Source organism: Clostridium thermarum (genome assembly GCF_006351925.1).
Taxonomy (GTDB): Bacteria; Bacillota; Clostridia; order Clostridiales; family Clostridiaceae; genus Clostridium_AU; species Clostridium_AU thermarum.
Genome location: NZ_CP040924.1, coordinates 2,929,776 through 2,947,945, shown reverse-complemented (window position 1 = coordinate 2,947,945; position 18,170 = coordinate 2,929,776). Strand labels below are relative to the sequence as shown.

Sequence of the window (18,170 nt, the reverse complement as noted above, 5' to 3'; positions counted from 1 at the left end):
CCATTGATAAAATAGAGAAGGTGATAATAATGAAACCCGGAAAACTGAATTGGGAGGATTTAAAGGAACTTATTGATGAAAATAGAGGTTTTCAGAGGGAAGAGGTAGTCCTGCACAGCGGCATTGGAGAAGATTGTGCTGTTATAAATTTCGGCGACTATGATTGTGTTATTTCAACGGACCCAATTACCGGCGCCGGAAAGAATATTGGGAAGCTTGCTGTGAATATCAATTGTAATGATATTGCTTCCAGCGGAGTAGAACCCATTGGAATTATGGTTACAATTTTGGCTCCGGAGGGAACCACTCTTGAGGAAATAAAGGCTCTTATGCAGGAAATTGGTGAGGAAGCTGCTAGACTTAATATAGAAGTCATGGGGGGACATACAGAGGTAACCTCGGCAGTTAACAAGATGATTGTTTCCTGCACTATAATAGGCAAGGGGAAGGCCGGAACCTCTGTGGCCACTTCAGGGGCAAAGGTTGGAGACGATATAGTAGTAACAAAGTTCATGGCCTTGGAGGGGACTTCCATAATCGTCAACGACCATGAGCAAAAGGTACAGGAGTTTCTCACCGAAGCTGAGATTATCGAGGCAAAAGGCTTTACAGACTATCTTAGCGTATTGGAAGAAGGAAAGCTTGCAGGAGAGCTTGGAGTTAACTCCATGCATGATATAACGGAGGGGGGGCTGTTGGGAGCACTTTGGGAAATGGCTAAGGCTTCTCAGGTAGGCTTTAGGGTCTTTGAAGAAAAGATCCCCATAAAGGAGGTTACAAAGAAAATCTGCAGCAGCTTTAATCTAGATCCCTTAAAGCTTATTTCCTCAGGCAGCATGCTTATAACAATGCAGCAGGGCGAAAGGCTTGTAAAGGCCCTTCAACAGAAGGGTATAAATGCAGCTGTAATAGGTAAAATTACAGAAGGCAGTGGTATACTTGTTAAAGAAGGTGTTGAACAGGAGGTTCCACCGCCGCAAAGAGATGAATTATTTAATTTATAATATCTGTTTATAAGGAGAGATAGGAATGAGAATAGATGGAAGAAAAAATGATGCTCTAAGAAGCATTAAGATAACAAGAGATTATACAAAATATGCAGAGGGTTCTGTTTTAATAGAGTTCGGTGATACAAAAGTATTGTGTACTGCCTCCATAGAAGATAAGGTGCCTCCATTTTTAAAGGGTACCGGAGAGGGCTGGATAACCTGTGAGTACAATATGCTGCCAAGGTCTACCCAGACAAGAAAGCCCAGAGATATTTCCAAGCTGAAGGTTGATGGTAGAACTATGGAAATACAAAGATTGATAGGACGTTCCCTAAGATCTGTAGTGGATTTAAAGGCCCTGGGTGAGAGGACTATCTGGATAGACTGTGATGTTATACAAGCTGACGGGGGCACCAGAACCACATCTATCAACGGTGCCTTCATAGCCTTGGTGGATGCGGTGAATAAGATTCATAAGGTAACCCCATTTTCCAAATATCCGCTGAGAAACTTTGTCAGTGCTATCAGTGTAGGAATTGTAGAGGACAGCAAGCTTTTGGACCTATGCTATGAAGAAGACTCCAGGGCTGTGGTAGATATGAATGTAGTTATGACCGATGAGGGGCAATTTATAGAAGTTCAAGGTACAGGAGAGGAACACCCCTTCACACGAGCTGATTTAGATGAACTGTTAGCTTTAGCTGAGAAAGGTAACAAGCAGATTATTCAGATGCAAAAGAATACACTGAAGATGGATTCACTTTGGATTGGAACGGGGGAATAGAAATTGAAAAAACTACTGGTTGCAAGTAATAATGAACATAAGATAGGAGAATTTAAAGAGATATTAAAGCATATTGGCATAGAGGTTGTTGGCCTTAAGGATGCCGGCATAGAGGTGGAGGTAGAAGAGAATGGAACCACCTTTATGGAAAATGCATATATTAAGGCTAAGGCGATTTATGATATGCTGACTAACAAGGAGGATTACATGGTTATATCCGATGATTCCGGATTAGCCGTGGATATCCTAAAGGGAGCGCCGGGAGTGTATTCTGCAAGATACGCCGGCCACCATGGAAACAGTAAAAAGAACAACGAAAAATTGCTGGCTGAGCTTCAAGGTGTACCCTTTGAGGAAAGAAAGGCAAGATTTATTTGCGCCTTAGTGCTGATTGTCAATGATGAAAAGGTACTTAAGGTCCAGGGGGAGGTAGAGGGCTTTATTACCGACAAAGAATATGGTAAGGATGGCTTTGGATATGATCCCCTATTCTATGTCAAAGAATACGGCAAGACCTTTGCGGAAGTTAGCCGGGAAGAGAAAAATGTCATCAGCCACAGAGGAAGAGCCTTGCAAAAGCTTAAGGCAGAACTTATTGGGTTGATCTGATTTGTTTTGTATCAAAGGAGGAGTAGAATGCTTATAGCTGTGGTTAGCGATACTCATAGGGATACCTATAGTATAAATAATGTACTAAAGAAGATTGAAAAGGCAGATATATTGATACATTTAGGAGACAATGTGAAAGATGCCAAAGATTTGGCAGCAAAGTTTAAAGGAAGAACTATATATGTAAAAGGAAACTGTGACTTTGTACCTTCCGTAGAGTCGGAAATCATCGAAGAGATAGAAGGTAAAAGGTTTCTTATTACCCATGGACATAATTATGGGGTTAAACAAACCCTAGGGCCATTAAAGCAGACAGCTAAGTCAGAGAAGGTTCACGTGGCCTTGTACGGCCATACCCATGTGTCCAGTGTCCTATATGAAGAGGGAATATGGTATGTCAATCCCGGCAGCGCATGGGAAGGCAGAGATGGGGCTGAAAGTATAGCAATGATTGAGATTAAAGAGGGCAAAATAAACCCTTGGTTAGTAATTTTGTGACAATATTGAATTTTACAACATTAAAATTCAATAAAAAAAATAAAAAATAGTATTGACGAATATAAATATATCGTGTAGAATAATCTATGTCGCCGGGGGAAAGCAACAAAGCAAAACCCCAGAGACAACGGGGTGTGGCGCAGATGGGAGCGCGCGTGGTTTGGGACCATGAGGTCGCAGGTTCAATCCCTGTCACCCCGACCACCTGCGGGTGTAACTCAATGGTAGAGTGCCAGCCTTCCAAGCTGGTTACGAGGGTTCGATTCCCTTCACCCGCTCCAAAATATGCGTCTTTAGCTCAGCTGGATAGAGCAACGCCCTTCTAAGGCGTGGGTCAGGAGTTCGAATCTCTTAAGACGCACCATATGCGCACCATTAGCTCAGTTGGTAGAGCACCTGACTCTTAATCAGGGTGTCCCGGGTTCGAGTCCCTGATGGTGCACCATTTATGGTGGACGTAGTTCAGTTGGTAGAGCACCAGATTGTGGCTCTGGCTGTCGTGGGTTCGAGTCCCATCGTTCACCCCATTATTGGGATATCGCCAAGCGGTAAGGCACAGGACTTTGACTCCTGTACGCGAAGGTTCGAATCCTTCTATCCCAGCCATTTGGTTCACTAGCTCAGTCGGTAGAGCACATGACTTTTAATCATGGTGTCCGGGGTTCGATTCCCCGGTGAGCCACCATGCGTGCAGATGTGGCGGAATTGGCAGACGCACTAGACTTAGGATCTAGCGCCTACGGCGTGGGGGTTCGACTCCCTTCATCTGCACCATTTATTTAAAAATATTAAAGTATGCGGGAGTGACTCAATGGTAGAGTGTCACCTTGCCAAGGTGAAAGTTGCGGGTTCGAATCCCGTCTTCCGCTCCAAATATGCGGGTGTAACTCAATGGTAGAGTGCCAGCCTTCCAAGCTGGTTACGAGGGTTCGATTCCCTTCACCCGCTCCAAAATATGCGTCTTTAGCTCAGCTGGATAGAGCAACGCCCTTCTAAGGCGTGGGTCAGGAGTTCGAATCTCTTAAGACGCACCATACATGCACCATTAGCTCAGTTGGTAGAGCACCTGACTCTTAATCAGGGTGTCCCGGGTTCGAGTCCCTGATGGTGCACCATATTTTTTAAAAAATAGCAAATATCGGGGTGTGGCGCAGATGGGAGCGCGCGTGGTTTGGGACCATGAGGTCGCAGGTTCAATCCCTGTCACCCCGACCACCTGCGGGTGTAACTCAATGGTAGAGTGCCAGCCTTCCAAGCTGGTTACGAGGGTTCGATTCCCTTCACCCGCTCCAAAATATGCGTCTTTAGCTCAGCTGGATAGAGCAACGCCCTTCTAAGGCGTGGGTCAGGAGTTCGAATCTCTTAAGACGCACCATACATGCACCATTAGCTCAGTTGGTAGAGCACCTGACTCTTAATCAGGGTGTCCCGGGTTCGAGTCCCTGATGGTGCACCACCATTATGGTGGACGTAGTTCAGTTGGTAGAGCACCAGATTGTGGCTCTGGTTGTCGTGGGTTCGAATCCCATCGTTCACCCTTATTTATGTAAGTATGGATTCGGAAACTTGCGAATCTAGCATTGACATAATAATAAAACCTTATATGGTTCACTAGCTCAGTCGGTAGAGCACATGACTTTTAATCATGGTGTCCGGGGTTCGATTCCCCGGTGAGCCACCATGTGTGCAGATGTGGCGGAATTGGCAGACGCACTAGACTTAGGATCTAGCGCCTACGGCGTGGGGGTTCGACTCCCTTCATCTGCACCATTTATTTAAAAATATTAAAGTATGCGGGAGTGACTCAATGGTAGAGTGTCACCTTGCCAAGGTGAAAGTTGCGGGTTCGAATCCCGTCTTCCGCTCCAGAAGGAAAAACCAGACATATTGTCTGGTTTTTTTATATTTCTAAGTGCTGTGAATAGAAAATGATTTAATGAGCAAATTTATAAAGGTGGATGGGTAAAATTTAAGTTGAAGGACATAATATATTTCTGTTATAGTATAAATAATAGTAATTATTGATAGATAATGATTGGAGAAGATAGATATGGAACAAAATATAAATAGCCAAATAATGGATAACTTAACTAAGGTATGTATATGTAAGGCAATACCAAGATCAAAGATTAAGGTAGCCATTAAGAATGGAGCTCTTACGGTGAAGGATGTTCAGAAAGTAACAGGCGCAGGTTCTGGTGGCTGTGGGGGAAGAAGGTGTACCCCCAAGATAGAGGCCTTAATTGAACAACACAAAAATGGAGAGTTTTAAGTCAGAAGAGCTGCCTGTATGGCAGTTCTTCTTTCCTAAATTGACTTGACGTTATAGAATTAATGAGATACAATATAATTCGGTAATAAAATATTATTATGAACTGATATAGTTTATAATAATTTTAATATGCGCTTGTAGCTCAGCTGGATAGAGTTACGGACTTCGAATCCGGAGGTCGCAGGTTCGACTCCTGTCAGGCGCACTGTAGCACGCTTCCCGAGTTTCGGGAGGCGTTTTTTATGTTAAATAACACAACCGTAACACAACCCAAATAAAATAACCTTTAATTGCAAAAGTAAATTCCACCTCTCTAGGTGATAAGAGTGGATTTTAATTGTACAAATATGAAAGAGTATAGAGAGTGGAATTTAGTAGTACAAAATAATTATTATATTGATATATGCGTTATTACAGTAATCCTTGCTTGGTAAGGAAGGAGTTTTTCATTATGGCTAAATTCAAACACTTTACATTAGAGGAAAGAGTCTCTATTGAAATAATGCTTAAAGCCTCCCTTTGTTTGCTATACCCAAAATCAGCTAGAAACTGCTCAAGTTACTTAAATTATACCTCATTTTACATTAAAAAAGTATAGAATTTGTTATTCTACCTGAAATTTTATTTTATATCAATTTTACAGTGGAAGTTAATTCTACAAAGTGGAAGTTAACTTTTCAATTCACCCTTAAATAATTGGGTAAGTATTAATTATTATGCTTTCAATATGCCAACCCTAGGCAGTTTAGCTAAAATGCTTTCTCTTCCATGACAGCCTTGAAACTGTGCACTTAAATCCCTTCCTGCCATAAGTCCAAAATGGCTTGCTCCTCCCCAGGTTGCCTCATTGCTGACATCATAAACGATTCCGTTAACCGCCACATAAGCAGGCCTTCCCATGGCACCATCGTACTGGGCAAGTTCAGCTAAAGTGAATTCTCTTGGCTGCCTGTAGAAATTCCCTTGTGATGACCAAGTGGTGCCTAAATTTGTTTTGTCAGTTGCATACTTATTTTCTAAGCTTAAATAGAGAATATAATCATATTTATGAGCATGCTTTAATTCGTCTGTTATTATCTCAAATACCATATCTCTATAGTATCTATCAGGAATGCCTGCCCTTATATCTCTGTACCTTTCTACTGCGCCTAGTTCACCAAATTTTGCTTTTCTAACTCCAGCAATATAGGATTGTGGCTTTTCAAAAGTGATGTTGTTTGGTGAAGGTGCACTTTTCCTTGTGTAAAAAGAGTATATTTCTTTGAAGTACTTATAGTGTTTTCTTTCCTCATCTCTGATACTTGCAATAATATCCTTCTCTTCTTTTGAGGGAGCTAAAGAAAGTAGATAATCATAAAAAAGCTCATCCTCTCTTTCGGCCTGAATAGCTTCTTTTATTAAAAACAGAGCTTCTTCTAAGGTTTTATATGATTTCTCCATTTGAGCAGCTCCAAAGTAATTATTAGGAGTATAAAAGGGTTGTGAATAATGCATTAATATCCTCCTGGTAAAATGGATTACACTATTATTTTATGATTGGTTTTATGATGTGCTACCTGTTTAAATAAAGAATATAAGAAATAAAAAGCATTATAGTAATAAGTTTGAACTTGTATTCATAGAAATATATGATACAGCATCGAGAAATATAGTGAAAAATCATGAAAACAGACAGTACTTTTTAAAGATGTTCCTTATTAATATTTTGGGGAGGTAATAAGTTGAGTAGTAAAGCAAAATGTCCTTTATCAGCTGATAAGGAATTATCAGCATTAAGTATGGTAAATGAAGCTATCCGAAGCATCGGGGGAGGAGAGAAGCAGAAGATAAACGCCATATGGCTTGAGGCTACAGGTTGCTCGGGCAATATCATTTCTCTCTTGGACGCAACAGACCCAGATGCGATTTTTTTTCTGAGGAAAATGGTGAATCTTACTTACAACAACAGCATTATGGCCCAAGAAGGAGAAAGGGCCTTTGAAGAGTTTTTGAGGACCTTGGAAACGGAATTTATATTATTGGTTGATGGGGCAGTATCCTTAAAAAAAGACGGCAATTATAATATTGTGGCTAAATACAAGGAAAAGGATATAACAGCCTTGGATGCAGTTAAAATGGCAGGTGAAAAAGCTAAATATGTCCTTGCCGTTGGCACCTGTGCTTCCAGCGGTGGCATTTCAGCTGCAAGGCCTAATCCGTCGGAAAGTGTAAGTATTAGTACTGTGCTCCAAAGAGAAGCTATCAATCTTCCCGGATGTCCCTGTAATCCAGCCTGGGTTATAGGAACTTTGGCCCATATTATCACAAGAGGAAGGCCGGAGCTGGATACGCAAAACAGGCCAATTCTCTTTTATGGAGTGACTATTCATGATCGATGCCCCAGGAGGTCCTTCTTTGACAAGGGGATTTTTGCAAGAAAACTTGGAGAAGAAACCTGTATGTTTAAATTGGGCTGCAGGGGGCCGGTTACAAGGACTGATTGCCCCACAAGAAAATGGAATGGTAGGGTTAACTGGCCTATCGGAGATAATACACCCTGCATCGGCTGTGCGAATTTTGCTTTTCCGGATGGCATGGAACCTTTTGTGAGTTACTAAACATAATTGAGATTAGACAATTAAGTGGAGCTTTAATCTATTATTAAAAGAAGGTGAATTAATGAGTAGAACAATAACAGTAAATCCGTTAACACGGATAAGCGGTTTTATGGAGATAGAAGTTAAAGTGGAAAAGAATAAGGTGATTGATGCCAAAAGCAGTGGTCTGCTCTTTAGAGGTTTTGAAAAGATGCTCATAGGGAGGGCGGCCCTGGATGCTATATATTTTACTGAGAGAATATGCGGAATCTGCTCAACTGCCCATTCCGTTACATCGACCCTTGCCCTTGAGGATGCCCTTCAGGTGTATCCAAAGGAAAATGACAAAATGCTGAGGGATATTATCCATGGCTGGGAATTTATACAGAATCATATACGTCATTTCTATCTTTATACTTTACCGGATTTTGTAGTTACTCCTGATATAGAGCCAGTGTCCTCAAAAGGAGGCTATGATTTAAGGCTGCCGGACGCTTTGAATAGGAAAATATCACAGCATTATCTTGAGGCTATTAAGTTCAGCAGATTGGCACATCAGGGACTAGCTGTCCTTGGAGGAAAGGCACCGCACAATCATGGAATCTTTGTTGGCGGAGTAACAGAAAAACTAGATGCTTCAAAATTTATTCATTTAAAATCTTTAGCATCAAATATCAAAAGCTTTATAATAAATTTAATGCTGGAGGATGTTTATACAATTTCCGAGTATTATAAGGACTACTTTAAAATGGGTCAGGGTTATGGTAATTTGATGAGCTATGGAGTGTTTGATAGCTACAAAGAGAAAGAACTTTATTACGTGAAACCAGCTGTTATGCTGAGAGGTCAGATTAAGCCCTTGGAACCTATGAGAATAACAGAAAATATCTATAGCTCCTGGTACACTGGAGAAACAGTTCAAGATAATCCTTTTTATGGGATGACAGAACCTGATATGGATAAAGCTCAGGGCTACAGCTGGGTTAAAGCGCCCCGTTATGAAGGTAATCCTATGGAAGTAGGGCCCCTTGCCAGAATGATTTTGAGCGGGAATTATGAAAACAGAGTATCTATGATGGATAGGACCATAGCAAGAGTTCTCGAAGCTAAAAAAGTAATAGAAATCATAGAAGGTTTGCTTGAAGGGGCTAGTTTTGAAGAGGTTGGTCAAAGAACTTATGAAATACCAGATAGTACTCGGGGAACCGGACTTATAGATACTACCAGAGGAGCTTTGGGACACTGGGTATCAATTGAAGGCAAGAAAATAGAACACTACAACATAATAACTCCAAGTGCATGGAACTGTTCACCAACAGACTCAAGGGGAATTAAAGGCGTAATTGAACAAGCTCTCATAGGAACCGAGATTCAAAATCCGGACCAGCCTGTTGAAATAGGAAGGATTGTAAGATCCTACGACCCATGTATATCCTGTGCCACCCATGTTATAAGCGATAGATTCCAGCCGGTAGAGATGATTATATGCCCATAAAAGTAATAGCTATAGGAAACAGGCTCCTGGGTGATGATGGTGTGGCTATTCACATTGCAGAAAAGCTAAGTAAGAAACTTCAGAACAAGGGTGTGGAAGTAATTATAGGAGAGACGGATTTCCAGTATTGCCTAAGCAAAATTGAAGAGGAAGACTTTATAATAATACTTGATGCAACCTGGTATGATACTGTTCCGGGAACAGTGACAACTAATGAACTAAGGGATGTTTATAAGTTAAGTAGTAATCAAAGTTTATTCTCTCAACATGGATATAGTTTGATAAGAGGTCTTGAAACCTACTATAAATCATTAAGTGGAATAATAATCGGTATAGAAGGTCGCAAATTTGATTTTGATTTGTATCTAAGTAGTGAGATTGAAGAATCCTTTGAGGATATATGTAAAAAAGTTGATGAAATAATATGGAACTTATGTATAAGCAACTTTGGGGTATAGAACTGCAGGGAATAGTTGAGGAAATAAGACCTATTCTAGACAAGATGATTCAGAAGGATATAAGAATTAGTTCAAGTTTATATGAGGATATATTAAATCATCAGCTTTTAATTGCTGAATATATGTTTCGGTAACTTCATAACCTAAAGCTTGAAGTTCCGAGGCTGCACACAATCAATTCACGCCAAGATGTTTGCTATAGCCTTTACAATATTCCTTCCAGCATATTTTTGAAGCCACTTCTCTGCAGCTTGTAATCTTCTGGCTCTATTCAATCTCTTATGTCTTGGACAGCATGAGCGCAATTATATCCCCCCGTAAATAGACATACAGTGTATGAAAATTTTATTGATAATTTCATAAATGTATTTTATCATAAATAAATGAAGAAGGTATCTTTCAAAAGGTAATCTTAATTATAATTTGTCTTAGAATTTTAAGAGTGGACATACTAAGATGATAATATTGTATCAGAGGTGAAATTAAAGTGAATAAGGTTAAATTAGATGATGTAATGGAAGCATTAGAACTTGCCGATGATGAAGGTAATTACTATTATAACAAGTCTAATAACAAAGTAATTTATATTGGTTAGGAACAATGGGGGATAGCAGAAGAGTGTGATGTAGATGAACTGGAAGATTATCCGGAATGGCAAAGAGATGCTATAGAGGCTGCCATAGATGTTGAAGAAAATTGGGATTTATAAACCTTAATTGGTCCTTGGAGCTGTATCAGCAGGCTAATAAGAGATTGCATAGGCAGAAGCAGCTTGAGAAAGTTATTGTACATCATTTGATAGTAGATGGTGGGATTGGTGAGAATGTTATAGTGTCATTGGAAGGGAAGGAGGACAACTCAGGATAAGATTATGGATGAGGTGAAGGCGAGAATAGAGGTATGGATATGTTTGAGTCATTTGAACATGAGCAGGAGCCTCACGATTTTAGAATTGTAAACGAAGTTTGTGCTTTAGGAGGGGAGCATACATAGATTTGTGTAAATCAAATCTATGTATGCTCTTTTTATGTATGTGTAGCTGGTAATTGTGGAAATAATAACTATAAAATATTTTTGAGAGGAGTATAAAAAATGAACCTATTAGAATTACCAGATATAGATTTGAATAAGGAATTGAGTAAATGTAAGAACATGGAGGACCTTGTTGGCAAGAATGGATTAATGCAGAGATTGTTTGGAGGGATAATACAGCAGTTTCTAGAGGCAGAGATGGAGGAACACCTTAGCCGAAAAAAGTATGAGAGACAAGAGGATGTTGATAAAAATTATAGGAATGGGTATAGTTCAAAGAATATAAAAACTAGCTTTGGAGAAGTTGCAGTAGATGTTCCAAGAGACAGAAAAGCAGAATTTGAGCCAAAGATAGTCAGAAAATATGAAACTGTGTGCAATGAGCTTGATAAGAAGGTTATAGGCCTTTATGCTAGAGGTATGTCTGTGGATGACATTAAATCAGAAATAGATGAACTGTACGGGGTAGATATTTCCCCAGCAATGATTTCTAAGATCACTGATAAAGTAATGGATACAGTTGTTGCCTGGCAGAACAGGGCCCTAGATCCGCTGTATCCCATAGTATACATGGATGCTGTTCATTTTAAAGTAAGGGAGGATCATAGAATAATTACTAAAGCAGCCTATGTTTGTATGGCCCTAGATTTGAAGGGCCGTAAGGACATTCTTGGAATATGGATTGGTGAACACGAGGGAGCAAAATTCTGGTTATCAGTTTGTAATGACTTGAAAAACAGAGGGGTTCAGGATATATTCATAGCCTGTATGGATGGTCTTAAAGGGCTTCCAGATGCAATTAAAGCTGTTTTCCCAGTAGTTAATATTCAGAACTGCATAGTACATCAGATAAGAAACTCTATAAAGTATATCCCCTCAAAGGATATGAACGCCTTTTTGAAGGATTTAAAGACTGTGTACCAAGCCGTAAATGAGTCAATGGCAGTTCAGTCATTGCAAGTGCTAGAGGAAAAGTGGGGAGATAAGTATCCAATAGTTATACAATCATGGAAAAACAATTGGGAGAACTTGTCTACTTACTTTGATTTTCCACCGGAAATACGAAAGATAATCTATACGACCAATGCATTGGAAGGTTTTAATAGACAACTTAGAAAGTTTACAAAGATTCGGACAGTATTTCCTACTGATGATTCTCTTATAAAGGCTCTATATCTTGCCACGGAGCAGATAATGCTTAAATGGACCGCACCTATCCAGAATTGGGCCAGCACACTGGCACAACTTAGTATACGGTTTGATGAAAGGCTTGAACAATATCTGTAATTGAGAAGCCTGTACTATTTAGAATATTTATGTATAATAATAAAAATATTGCACAAAATAATATCAACAAAAGGCTACACTATCTATTTTTAGTAATTCCCCAAAAAATTAAAATTATTACTGAGTTTTACCTCAGTAATAATTTCCAAATAAAGAATAGCATGTCTTTTCTATTTTACACAAACCTATGGACGTTCTCTTTCATTATCCTTTTTTATAAATCCTACAATACAAAAGCTTAATCCAATAACTGAAATTAGTTCATCAATACCATACTTTATCATACCTTTTAAAACAGAGTTTGAAAAAACTATTATTCCTATTCCTAATAACATAACTTTTACATTTGAAATTCTAAGCGGTACTAATAATAAAGATAGTATAAACGATACAATAAGCATAGTAAATAACATTTGAAGAATAGCAGAGACAGTAAACATTTCATTCCTCCAATAAACTAAGAATTAATATAGTTCTCAATACAATCAATTATACAGAATATTAACTAAAGTTTCAAATATTTAGGTTTTTTTTGCATAAAAATTTTATATCAAGGCCTTGTAAATTAGTTTAAATACCTATGTAATCTTTTGTGTATTAGGGATGATAAGGGTAAAATTCTTGCAGAAGATAATATACTCGGTCCAAGAACTAGGGGATGCATTAAAAAAATGCCACTCCTGATGGTTGGATCTAAGGGGGCAGCTGTTGGGTTTGTTCAAGAAGTACTGAAGTCAATACCGGTAGATGGTGATTTTGGGCATATTACCAGTTATGCAGTTATGGAATATCAAGAAAATAAGGGAATAGTAATTGACGGAATTGTTGGAAAGGAGACATGGACAGCAATAGTGACTACATAACAAGAAACCGCTGCTATAACAATTTAATTGCTATAACAGCGGTTTTCTCATACTTACTTATTTCCATCGTTTGCACCTAACTTTATTGAAAGTATTGTAGCTAGCTGGTTTATCGAAGAAGACAGGTTATCTAGTTTACCTTCTATTCTAATTAGAAGGTAAGTAGCAACTGCAATCGGAAACCCAAGATTTGCCACAGCCTTTAAAAAGTCCTCCATGGTAATTCCCCCCCTTTCTTTCTCTTATAATACTAAATATGCAGCAGTGAAAGGGGTTTTTAGGTATATTGAAATAAATAATAAAATTACGATAAGATTATCATTATTATACCTACTGAGGTAAATCTGAAGCCGGAACTGTAAATGATCTGATGACTTCAAAGCCTTTGGCTTTATCCAGTATATAGCTAGAGCTATCTGTTCTGATAAGATAAAATGACATCAGTAAGTCACCGGAACTGCCCAGCAAATTTAAAATAAAGACAATTCCACCTAACCACATAGGAATTAGCAGAGAAAAGATAGATATTACGGTTACCGGTGCCAGGAGAACTAATAGGAACTTTGTTCTATGAATTTTTATTCCGGATATCTCGTGGCAATAAGCATAGATACCTTTGAAACCAAATTTAACTTTGGATCCAGTGAATCCTTCGTGAGAAGATATATTCTTTTCTTGTTATCTTCTTACGAAGGAAAATCACCATTTTTATTGATTATATAGTCATAGTAATGCTGTATAGCCGCATCAAGAATTGTATTTAAATAGACATTAACATCAGGGTGTTTGGACTTTAATTCGTTTAGTTTCCGCAAGGTTGAAGGTCTGAGCTGATAGCCGCGCTTTAATGTAAAGTGCTCTCCATCAATTGCCGGAGTAGTTCCATGTGGATTGGATCTATTATATTGCTTTTTATTTCCTGTCTGATCACTTGAAGCGATTAATGCTGGCGATACTTCCTTTTGTACATCAGTTACATTGGTTTTATTGTTAGTAGTAAAGCTAAAGGTTGCCATAGATTTTCCCTGAATAATTCCTTCTCCTCCATTATCATCATCCTCAGAAAAATAAATATCTACGCTCTCCATATCTGCAGAGGAATTATCATTCCTTCTGCTTAATAATCCTTTTCTGTTTCTCATAATCTCAACTCCTATAAAAAATTTATACTAATAATTAAATATGCTTCCGCGGATGCATATTTAGTGTATTGAAGAGATTTTTTTATTTTTACGAGAAAAATAGAAAATCCAAAACAATAATATGGAGGGATTGAAATGTTTGTAGATAATAATGTTGTTAAAAATTTTGGTGAGGAACAGCGGTATGACAAATTTGCTATTGCATCTACTATGTTTGATGTGAGCTTTCAGGGAGCTAGCTGTAGTGTTATTGAGTCGCAGGTTTTGAAGAGTTGCGATGGATGTAATTTAAAATTTATGTGTGTAAGATTGATGAGGTGATTAGGGAGTATACGGAGAAGACTACAGTGGTGGCAGCGAGTTTTAGGTTTGGGGATTAGTTATGTTTACTCTAACACTACATGTGGAGACGGTTGTGAAGATAGAACGTAAATGAGCTGATATCAAAGGGTTTCAAGGTTTTTAGATTAATTTAATAGTGTGTTTTTATGTTCCCTCAGACTTAGGTTTGGGGGAATTTTTGTGTTAGGGGGTTGTACTAATTCGCTAAATTAGGAGTATTGGGATATTTGCGAAATAGCTTAAGTTTTCTATAGAAGGTATAAAGACTATTACAAAATTAAATTCTATAACTTCGTTGATATTTATATAGAATATGGATATACTATATGTATAAAAAAATAGATACAAAATATTAAATCTATGTTTTGGTGGTGAAAAGATGACCAGTGAAAGAATTAATAATATTAAAACTCTATTTGATAAATATGGGCCAATTATTAAGGCTGCAATATTAAGAGAAAATAAAGTGTGCAGTAGAGATATTAAAGAACTTATAGATAAAGGTTATGTGATAAAAATAAAAACAGGATACTATTGCTGGAACTCTGGATTTGATGATTTAAATGATTTTGAAATAGTGCAGTCAATAATACCAACTGGAGTTATTAGCATGTTTTCGGCGGCAGTGATACATGAAATGACTACAGTTAATCCTACGGATGTTAATGTTACCATTGCATCTAGAATGCTTAAACCTAAGCTTCCAGATTACCCGCCTGTAGACCTTTTTTTTACCTCAAATGATAATTTAGATTTAGGAATAGAGGAGCATGTTATGGAGCATATGAAGGTTAGGGTTTATAATGCAGAAAGGACGGTATGTGATTTCTTTAAATATTCTTCAAGAGTTGGAAATGATGTGGCATTAGAAGTTATAAAAAATTATATGCTTAGAAAAAATAAAAATTTGCAGCTCCTTTTTGAATATGCAACAAAGCTTCGAGTTAAAAAGTATATAAAATCATATGTGGAGGTGCTTTTGTAATGAACTCTGATAGTATAAAGGCTAAATTAAAGAATATAGCAGTAAAAGAGGGAAAGTCCTTTGATTATCTTCTTACTTTATATTTAATTGAAAGATTATTATACAGGATATCAATCTCGGAATATGCTGATAAATTTGTATTAAAAGGTGGAGTGCTGTTATATATAGTCTTGGAGGAAAAGGCTAGAGCTACTAAAGATATAGATATGCTTGCAAGACAATTAAATAATTCTTTAGAGAATGTGGAGGCAATTTTTAAATCAGTATGCGAAATTAAGGAAGATGATGCTATTGAATTTGATTTGAATACACTTACAGTAGAAAAGATAAAAGAAGATGCTGATTATGAGGGCGTTAGGGTAAAGGTAACAGCGTTTCTTGACCGTACTAAAAAAGTATTGCAAATGGATATTGGTTTTGGAGATGTAATAGTTCCGTGTGCTACTGAAATGGAGTATCCATCTCTTTTAGAAATGAAAAAACCGCTATTAAAAGCTTATTCAATGGAGTCTGTAATCGCTGAAAAATTTGAAGCAATGGTATATTTAGCAGAAGCCAATAGTAGGATGAAGGACTTCTATGATATTTGTATTTTATCACAAAAATATAATTTTGAAGGTAAAGTACTTAAAGAAGCAATTCAAACTACTTTTAAACATAGGAAAACACCGTTGCAATTAATTCCTACAATATTTACAAGTGACTTTAGAGAATCTAAGGAAAAGAAACAGCAATGGAAGGCATTTAAAAAGCGAATTTCGTCTAAGGAAGAATTAGAGTTTTTTGAGGTTATAGATAGACTGGTAAAATTTTTAAAGCCAATTTATGATTCAATTATTGAAAATAAAGAGTTTTCCTTAACATGGAACTTACAAGAAGGTAGATGGAAATAGTGAAAGAAAATTAAATATTAATGATTAATAAAAATAGAGAGAATTGTTAAAGAATCTCTCTATTTTTACAGTTAAAGTGAAGTTTACAAATTCATTTCTTCTTACTCCATTTAAGCCACTGGACAAACTCTTCAGTGGTTTTCTTCCCACTTTTAATATCTTTCTTCCATCTAGTAACATCCTTTTTCCACTTTTCAAAATAGTCCTTGTGGGATTCATCCTCAGGATTCCTTCTGACACGCATTTGTAGAGTTTGATAAATGCTCCTTCTTAGTTTTTCAGCATCATCCATTTTCAGCTTCTCTTCAAAAGTTCTTTGTGAGCCATCTTCTTTACAGGTCTTAGCAGGATTAAATGGACTAGTCCTATCACAGTAAACTGCATCGGATCGGTGCAGTGGTACAAAATATTTACCGCAGTTAGTACATATCTTTATAGTGGTTTTAAGTTTTATTAAATGATAAAGCGTAGCAATGCATATGTCTTCAATGCTGTCACAGGTATAAACACTGGTGATGGCATTTTTGGTTTTAGTGCACTTAACAAAGCCTTTAATGGCTCTTTCCATAGGGGACATTTCCATATAAGGATTAACTAAATCTTCAATTATCATATCTTGGTCAAAATAGTATTTAAGATGATGCTGAGGTATGGATAGACCTTGCATGTGCAAGAAAAACATAAGATTCTCTATGGTATAAAGTGAAGAGTCTTTTATACAAATATCAATAAATTCTTTTATGCGCACGTAAACAAAAGAGTCATCATTTATATACATATCAGGGTCATCTAACAAGTGAAAATAAATATGATTCCTCTTAGATAAATCCTTTCCTAATGAAAAAAAATCAACAAAAGACATACCAAGGGTATCGGTTTCATCTACACCTTTATATGGATCATATATTCTTTCGGTAAGTCTAGCATCATCAAATTCTATAGTAAATGCCATATCATAGTTCCTTCTTTCTGCGTAATGTTATCAAGGATTAAACGCAAATTTACTTTTTTAAACTGTTAACAATCGGTAATGTTATCTATTGAATGATAACATAGTTATCAATTATAATGAATATATAGTAATTATATAACATAAAAAATTAAACGGTCAAGGAGGAGTTGCTATGAGAAATAAAGATTTAAGAGAAGAATTTAGAATTGCTGATGTAAGACAATGGGAAGTTGCTGATGCAATAGGTATTTCTGAAATGACTTTTGTTAAATGGCTAAGAAAAGAGCTTCCAGAAGAAAAGAAAAAGCTTGTTAGAGAGGCTATTTTAAAAGTTAAAGCTAGTAGATAGGATATAAACACGTTATTAAAACTTAATAGCACAAGTTTAAGGTGAATCGGCATAGTACTTAAAACCTGATCAGAAGAAATCTGGTGAAACCGATGTAGTTCAAAAATAAATTTATGGAGATGATAGCATGTCTGGAAATACAAGCAGAAAGTATAAGCAGTATAGGCTTATGCAGGAGAGAAGACAATTATTTGGAGATGTAAAAGCTTTGGATGAATTTGGCAGAGTAGATCTTGTAGCTTTTTCTGCATCTCAAGGAAGAGTTATAACAAGCAGCCCTAAATTAAGTTTAGGGAAAATGCCAGTGAAAAAGAATAAAGGAAGTATGCAAGCACTTGTTTAATGCTGGTGCTTTTTTTATACAAAAAATTAAGGTGGAATTTATAAATGGCTAAGAATTTGAATGAACTTATAAATGAATACGGATCAGAAACTATAATTGCAAGAATTATGGAGCAATTAAAGATACTTGCTAAGTGTGAAGATACAGAGGTTATTGCTTCTGTAAAAGGTCTTATAGAAAGCACAGGCTGTGATACAGAATATATTTATAGCCTTTGTGAATATGGAAATCTAGTTACCTATGTATCAGAAAACACTAAGGTTACAGAATCACCATGGTTTGAAGAGTAATCTTATACTAT

Annotated in this window: 24 protein-coding genes and 21 tRNA genes; 39 read left to right on the top strand and 6 right to left on the bottom strand. The window is 37.2% G+C overall.

Annotated elements, in window-relative coordinates; genetic code table 11:
• Positions 1 to 29 precede the first annotated feature (29 nt).
• From FHY60_RS13370 to FHY60_RS13245, 26 genes are all read left to right on the top strand, one after another.
• The gene (locus FHY60_RS13370; RefSeq protein ID WP_139905494.1) at positions 30 to 1,004 is read left to right on the top strand and encodes an AIR synthase family protein; all 975 of its coding nucleotides are present in this window, start codon (positions 30 to 32) and stop codon (positions 1,002 to 1,004) included.
• 25 nt (positions 1,005 to 1,029) lie between these two features.
• Entirely contained in the window at positions 1,030 to 1,773 is a 744-nt protein-coding gene (gene rph / locus FHY60_RS13365; RefSeq protein ID WP_139905493.1) for a ribonuclease PH, read from the top strand.
• A 3-nt stretch (positions 1,774 to 1,776) separates the two neighbouring features.
• On the top strand, positions 1,777 to 2,382 hold the full coding sequence (locus tag FHY60_RS13360; protein WP_139905492.1) for an XTP/dITP diphosphatase: 606 nt from the start codon (positions 1,777 to 1,779) through the stop codon (positions 2,380 to 2,382).
• Between the two features lie 27 nt (positions 2,383 to 2,409).
• Positions 2,410 to 2,880 (top strand): metallophosphoesterase family protein, encoded by a 471-nt coding sequence (locus FHY60_RS13355; protein WP_139905491.1) that lies wholly within the window; start codon positions 2,410 to 2,412, stop codon positions 2,878 to 2,880.
• Between the two features lie 128 nt (positions 2,881 to 3,008).
• Positions 3,009 to 3,084, top strand: a tRNA-Pro gene (locus FHY60_RS13350).
• Positions 3,085 to 3,087: 3 nt separating this feature from the next.
• Positions 3,088 to 3,161 (top strand) — tRNA-Gly (locus FHY60_RS13345).
• 6 nt (positions 3,162 to 3,167) lie between these two features.
• Positions 3,168 to 3,244, top strand: a tRNA-Arg gene (locus tag FHY60_RS13340).
• A gap of 5 nt (positions 3,245 to 3,249) precedes the next feature.
• A tRNA-Lys gene (locus FHY60_RS13335) sits at positions 3,250 to 3,325 on the top strand.
• A 6-nt stretch (positions 3,326 to 3,331) separates the two neighbouring features.
• Positions 3,332 to 3,407, top strand: a tRNA-His gene (locus tag FHY60_RS13330).
• A 4-nt stretch (positions 3,408 to 3,411) separates the two neighbouring features.
• Positions 3,412 to 3,486, top strand: a tRNA-Gln gene (locus FHY60_RS13325).
• Positions 3,487 to 3,489: 3 nt separating this feature from the next.
• Positions 3,490 to 3,565, top strand: a tRNA-Lys gene (locus FHY60_RS13320).
• Positions 3,566 to 3,570: 5 nt separating this feature from the next.
• Positions 3,571 to 3,654 (top strand) — tRNA-Leu (locus tag FHY60_RS13315).
• 23 nt (positions 3,655 to 3,677) lie between these two features.
• Positions 3,678 to 3,752 (top strand) — tRNA-Gly (locus FHY60_RS13310).
• A gap of 5 nt (positions 3,753 to 3,757) precedes the next feature.
• A tRNA-Gly gene (locus tag FHY60_RS13305) sits at positions 3,758 to 3,831 on the top strand.
• A gap of 6 nt (positions 3,832 to 3,837) precedes the next feature.
• Positions 3,838 to 3,914 (top strand) — tRNA-Arg (locus FHY60_RS13300).
• Between the two features lie 5 nt (positions 3,915 to 3,919).
• Positions 3,920 to 3,995, top strand: a tRNA-Lys gene (locus FHY60_RS13295).
• Between the two features lie 24 nt (positions 3,996 to 4,019).
• A tRNA-Pro gene (locus tag FHY60_RS13290) sits at positions 4,020 to 4,095 on the top strand.
• A 3-nt stretch (positions 4,096 to 4,098) separates the two neighbouring features.
• Positions 4,099 to 4,172, top strand: a tRNA-Gly gene (locus FHY60_RS13285).
• A gap of 6 nt (positions 4,173 to 4,178) precedes the next feature.
• Positions 4,179 to 4,255, top strand: a tRNA-Arg gene (locus FHY60_RS13280).
• 5 nt (positions 4,256 to 4,260) lie between these two features.
• Positions 4,261 to 4,336, top strand: a tRNA-Lys gene (locus FHY60_RS13275).
• Positions 4,337 to 4,344: 8 nt separating this feature from the next.
• Positions 4,345 to 4,417, top strand: a tRNA-His gene (locus FHY60_RS13270).
• A 68-nt stretch (positions 4,418 to 4,485) separates the two neighbouring features.
• Positions 4,486 to 4,561: transfer RNA gene (locus FHY60_RS13265), tRNA-Lys, on the top strand.
• A gap of 5 nt (positions 4,562 to 4,566) precedes the next feature.
• Positions 4,567 to 4,650: transfer RNA gene (locus tag FHY60_RS13260), tRNA-Leu, on the top strand.
• Between the two features lie 23 nt (positions 4,651 to 4,673).
• Positions 4,674 to 4,748: transfer RNA gene (locus FHY60_RS13255), tRNA-Gly, on the top strand.
• Positions 4,749 to 4,930: 182 nt separating this feature from the next.
• On the top strand, positions 4,931 to 5,152 hold the full coding sequence (locus FHY60_RS13250) for a (2Fe-2S)-binding protein (RefSeq protein ID WP_139905490.1): 222 nt from the start codon (positions 4,931 to 4,933) through the stop codon (positions 5,150 to 5,152).
• Between the two features lie 131 nt (positions 5,153 to 5,283).
• Positions 5,284 to 5,357 (top strand) — tRNA-Arg (locus tag FHY60_RS13245).
• Between the two features lie 509 nt (positions 5,358 to 5,866).
• Here the strand turns inward: FHY60_RS13245 and FHY60_RS18345 are convergent.
• Positions 5,867 to 6,646 carry a cytochrome b5 domain-containing protein gene (locus FHY60_RS18345; RefSeq protein ID WP_243122151.1) on the bottom strand — a complete coding sequence of 260 codons (780 nt, stop codon included), beginning with the start codon at positions 6,644 to 6,646 and terminating at the stop codon, positions 5,867 to 5,869.
• 284 nt (positions 6,647 to 6,930) lie between these two features.
• On the opposite strand from FHY60_RS18345, the gene FHY60_RS13235 reads away from it, so the two are divergent.
• From FHY60_RS13235 to FHY60_RS13215, 6 genes are all read left to right on the top strand, one after another.
• Positions 6,931 to 7,749 carry a hydrogenase small subunit gene (locus FHY60_RS13235; RefSeq protein ID WP_139906463.1) on the top strand — a complete coding sequence of 273 codons (819 nt, stop codon included), beginning with the start codon at positions 6,931 to 6,933 and terminating at the stop codon, positions 7,747 to 7,749.
• Positions 7,750 to 7,810: 61 nt separating this feature from the next.
• A complete protein-coding gene (locus tag FHY60_RS13230) occupies positions 7,811 to 9,223 on the top strand; it encodes a nickel-dependent hydrogenase large subunit (RefSeq protein WP_139905489.1) in 1,413 nt (470 codons plus the stop codon).
• Positions 9,214 to 9,681: a hydrogenase maturation protease gene (locus FHY60_RS13225; protein ID WP_139905488.1), complete on the top strand. Its 468-nt coding sequence runs from the start codon at positions 9,214 to 9,216 to the stop codon at positions 9,679 to 9,681. The genes FHY60_RS13230 and FHY60_RS13225 overlap by 10 nt, the downstream gene beginning before the upstream one ends.
• Entirely contained in the window at positions 9,657 to 9,815 is a 159-nt protein-coding gene (locus tag FHY60_RS13220; protein ID WP_180375408.1) for a DUF3368 domain-containing protein, read from the top strand. The genes FHY60_RS13225 and FHY60_RS13220 overlap by 25 nt, the downstream gene beginning before the upstream one ends.
• Positions 9,816 to 10,377: 562 nt before the next feature.
• Positions 10,378 to 10,548 (top strand): hypothetical protein, encoded by a 171-nt coding sequence (locus FHY60_RS17990; protein WP_163216085.1) that lies wholly within the window; start codon positions 10,378 to 10,380, stop codon positions 10,546 to 10,548.
• A 225-nt stretch (positions 10,549 to 10,773) separates the two neighbouring features.
• Positions 10,774 to 12,000, top strand: a complete 1,227-nt coding sequence (locus tag FHY60_RS13215; RefSeq protein ID WP_139905486.1) for an IS256 family transposase — start codon at positions 10,774 to 10,776, stop codon at positions 11,998 to 12,000.
• Between the two features lie 185 nt (positions 12,001 to 12,185).
• Here FHY60_RS13215 and FHY60_RS13210 read toward each other — a convergent pair whose 3' ends face one another.
• Positions 12,186 to 12,440, bottom strand: coding sequence for a hypothetical protein (locus FHY60_RS13210; protein ID WP_139905485.1), 255 nt, complete (start codon positions 12,438 to 12,440; stop codon positions 12,186 to 12,188).
• Between the two features lie 243 nt (positions 12,441 to 12,683).
• Here FHY60_RS13210 and FHY60_RS13205 point away from each other — a divergent pair, with 243 nt between their 5' ends.
• Entirely contained in the window at positions 12,684 to 12,863 is a 180-nt protein-coding gene (locus FHY60_RS13205; protein WP_180375407.1) for a peptidoglycan-binding domain-containing protein, read from the top strand.
• Positions 12,864 to 12,916: 53 nt separating this feature from the next.
• On the opposite strand, the gene FHY60_RS13200 is transcribed toward FHY60_RS13205, so the two are convergent.
• The 3 genes from FHY60_RS13200 to FHY60_RS13190 all read right to left on the bottom strand — a co-directional run bounded on the left by FHY60_RS13200 (position 12,917) and on the right by FHY60_RS13190 (position 14,005).
• Entirely contained in the window at positions 12,917 to 13,081 is a 165-nt protein-coding gene (locus FHY60_RS13200) for a YvrJ family protein (protein ID WP_139905483.1), read from the bottom strand.
• A 112-nt stretch (positions 13,082 to 13,193) separates the two neighbouring features.
• Positions 13,194 to 13,529 carry a DUF3267 domain-containing protein gene (locus FHY60_RS13195; protein ID WP_139906462.1) on the bottom strand — a complete coding sequence of 112 codons (336 nt, stop codon included), beginning with the start codon at positions 13,527 to 13,529 and terminating at the stop codon, positions 13,194 to 13,196.
• 20 nt (positions 13,530 to 13,549) lie between these two features.
• Entirely contained in the window at positions 13,550 to 14,005 is a 456-nt protein-coding gene (locus FHY60_RS13190; protein WP_139905482.1) for a hypothetical protein, read from the bottom strand.
• 135 nt (positions 14,006 to 14,140) lie between these two features.
• Between FHY60_RS13190 and FHY60_RS13185 the strand changes: the two genes are divergently transcribed.
• From FHY60_RS13185 to FHY60_RS13175, 3 genes are all read left to right on the top strand, one after another.
• Positions 14,141 to 14,326: a hypothetical protein gene (locus tag FHY60_RS13185; RefSeq protein WP_139905481.1), complete on the top strand. Its 186-nt coding sequence runs from the start codon at positions 14,141 to 14,143 to the stop codon at positions 14,324 to 14,326.
• A 400-nt stretch (positions 14,327 to 14,726) separates the two neighbouring features.
• Positions 14,727 to 15,332, top strand: a complete 606-nt coding sequence (locus tag FHY60_RS13180; protein ID WP_139905480.1) for a type IV toxin-antitoxin system AbiEi family antitoxin domain-containing protein — start codon at positions 14,727 to 14,729, stop codon at positions 15,330 to 15,332.
• On the top strand, positions 15,332 to 16,225 hold the full coding sequence (locus FHY60_RS13175) for a nucleotidyl transferase AbiEii/AbiGii toxin family protein (RefSeq protein ID WP_139903937.1): 894 nt from the start codon (positions 15,332 to 15,334) through the stop codon (positions 16,223 to 16,225). Before FHY60_RS13180 ends, FHY60_RS13175 begins: the two co-directional genes overlap by 1 nt.
• Positions 16,226 to 16,316: 91 nt before the next feature.
• On the opposite strand, the gene FHY60_RS13170 is transcribed toward FHY60_RS13175, so the two are convergent.
• Positions 16,317 to 17,177 carry a DUF6076 domain-containing protein gene (locus FHY60_RS13170; protein ID WP_139905479.1) on the bottom strand — a complete coding sequence of 287 codons (861 nt, stop codon included), beginning with the start codon at positions 17,175 to 17,177 and terminating at the stop codon, positions 16,317 to 16,319.
• Between the two features lie 172 nt (positions 17,178 to 17,349).
• Between FHY60_RS13170 and FHY60_RS17985 the strand changes: the two genes are divergently transcribed.
• The 3 genes from FHY60_RS17985 to FHY60_RS13160 all read left to right on the top strand — a co-directional run bounded on the left by FHY60_RS17985 (position 17,350) and on the right by FHY60_RS13160 (position 18,159).
• A complete protein-coding gene (locus tag FHY60_RS17985) occupies positions 17,350 to 17,526 on the top strand; it encodes a hypothetical protein (protein ID WP_180375406.1) in 177 nt (58 codons plus the stop codon).
• Positions 17,527 to 17,653: 127 nt separating this feature from the next.
• The gene (locus FHY60_RS13165) at positions 17,654 to 17,869 is read left to right on the top strand and encodes a hypothetical protein (RefSeq protein WP_139905478.1); all 216 of its coding nucleotides are present in this window, start codon (positions 17,654 to 17,656) and stop codon (positions 17,867 to 17,869) included.
• 44 nt (positions 17,870 to 17,913) lie between these two features.
• On the top strand, positions 17,914 to 18,159 hold the full coding sequence (locus FHY60_RS13160) for a hypothetical protein (RefSeq protein ID WP_139905477.1): 246 nt from the start codon (positions 17,914 to 17,916) through the stop codon (positions 18,157 to 18,159).
• Positions 18,160 to 18,170: the final 11 nt, after the last annotated feature.

Excerpts from the sequence above, each read along its gene's own strand:
- FHY60_RS13370 (WP_139905494.1), top strand. The coding sequence starts at position 30 with ATGAAACCCGGAAAACTGAATTGGGAGGATTTAAAGGAACTTATTGAT.
- rph (WP_139905493.1), top strand. The coding sequence starts at position 1,030 with ATGAGAATAGATGGAAGAAAAAATGATGCTCTAAGAAGCATTAAGATA.
- FHY60_RS13355 (WP_139905491.1), top strand. The coding sequence starts at position 2,410 with ATGCTTATAGCTGTGGTTAGCGATACTCATAGGGATACCTATAGTATA.
- FHY60_RS13250 (WP_139905490.1), top strand. The coding sequence starts at position 4,931 with ATGGAACAAAATATAAATAGCCAAATAATGGATAACTTAACTAAGGTA.
- FHY60_RS18345 (WP_243122151.1), bottom strand. The coding sequence starts at position 6,646 with ATGCATTATTCACAACCCTTTTATACTCCTAATAATTACTTTGGAGCT.
- FHY60_RS13235 (WP_139906463.1), top strand. The coding sequence starts at position 6,931 with ATGGTAAATGAAGCTATCCGAAGCATCGGGGGAGGAGAGAAGCAGAAG.
- FHY60_RS13230 (WP_139905489.1), top strand. The coding sequence starts at position 7,811 with ATGAGTAGAACAATAACAGTAAATCCGTTAACACGGATAAGCGGTTTT.
- FHY60_RS13225 (WP_139905488.1), top strand. The coding sequence starts at position 9,214 with ATGCCCATAAAAGTAATAGCTATAGGAAACAGGCTCCTGGGTGATGAT.
- FHY60_RS13220 (WP_180375408.1), top strand. The coding sequence starts at position 9,657 with ATGTATAAGCAACTTTGGGGTATAGAACTGCAGGGAATAGTTGAGGAA.
- FHY60_RS13215 (WP_139905486.1), top strand. The coding sequence starts at position 10,774 with ATGAACCTATTAGAATTACCAGATATAGATTTGAATAAGGAATTGAGT.
- FHY60_RS13210 (WP_139905485.1), bottom strand. The coding sequence starts at position 12,440 with ATGTTTACTGTCTCTGCTATTCTTCAAATGTTATTTACTATGCTTATT.
- FHY60_RS13205 (WP_180375407.1), top strand. The coding sequence starts at position 12,684 with ATGGTTGGATCTAAGGGGGCAGCTGTTGGGTTTGTTCAAGAAGTACTG.
- FHY60_RS13200 (WP_139905483.1), bottom strand. The coding sequence starts at position 13,081 with ATGGAGGACTTTTTAAAGGCTGTGGCAAATCTTGGGTTTCCGATTGCA.
- FHY60_RS13190 (WP_139905482.1), bottom strand. The coding sequence starts at position 14,005 with ATGAGAAACAGAAAAGGATTATTAAGCAGAAGGAATGATAATTCCTCT.
- FHY60_RS13185 (WP_139905481.1), top strand. The coding sequence starts at position 14,141 with ATGTTTGTAGATAATAATGTTGTTAAAAATTTTGGTGAGGAACAGCGG.
- FHY60_RS13180 (WP_139905480.1), top strand. The coding sequence starts at position 14,727 with ATGACCAGTGAAAGAATTAATAATATTAAAACTCTATTTGATAAATAT.
- FHY60_RS13175 (WP_139903937.1), top strand. The coding sequence starts at position 15,332 with ATGAACTCTGATAGTATAAAGGCTAAATTAAAGAATATAGCAGTAAAA.
- FHY60_RS13170 (WP_139905479.1), bottom strand. The coding sequence starts at position 17,177 with ATGGCATTTACTATAGAATTTGATGATGCTAGACTTACCGAAAGAATA.
- FHY60_RS17985 (WP_180375406.1), top strand. The coding sequence starts at position 17,350 with ATGAGAAATAAAGATTTAAGAGAAGAATTTAGAATTGCTGATGTAAGA.
- FHY60_RS13165 (WP_139905478.1), top strand. The coding sequence starts at position 17,654 with ATGTCTGGAAATACAAGCAGAAAGTATAAGCAGTATAGGCTTATGCAG.
- FHY60_RS13160 (WP_139905477.1), top strand. The coding sequence starts at position 17,914 with ATGGCTAAGAATTTGAATGAACTTATAAATGAATACGGATCAGAAACT.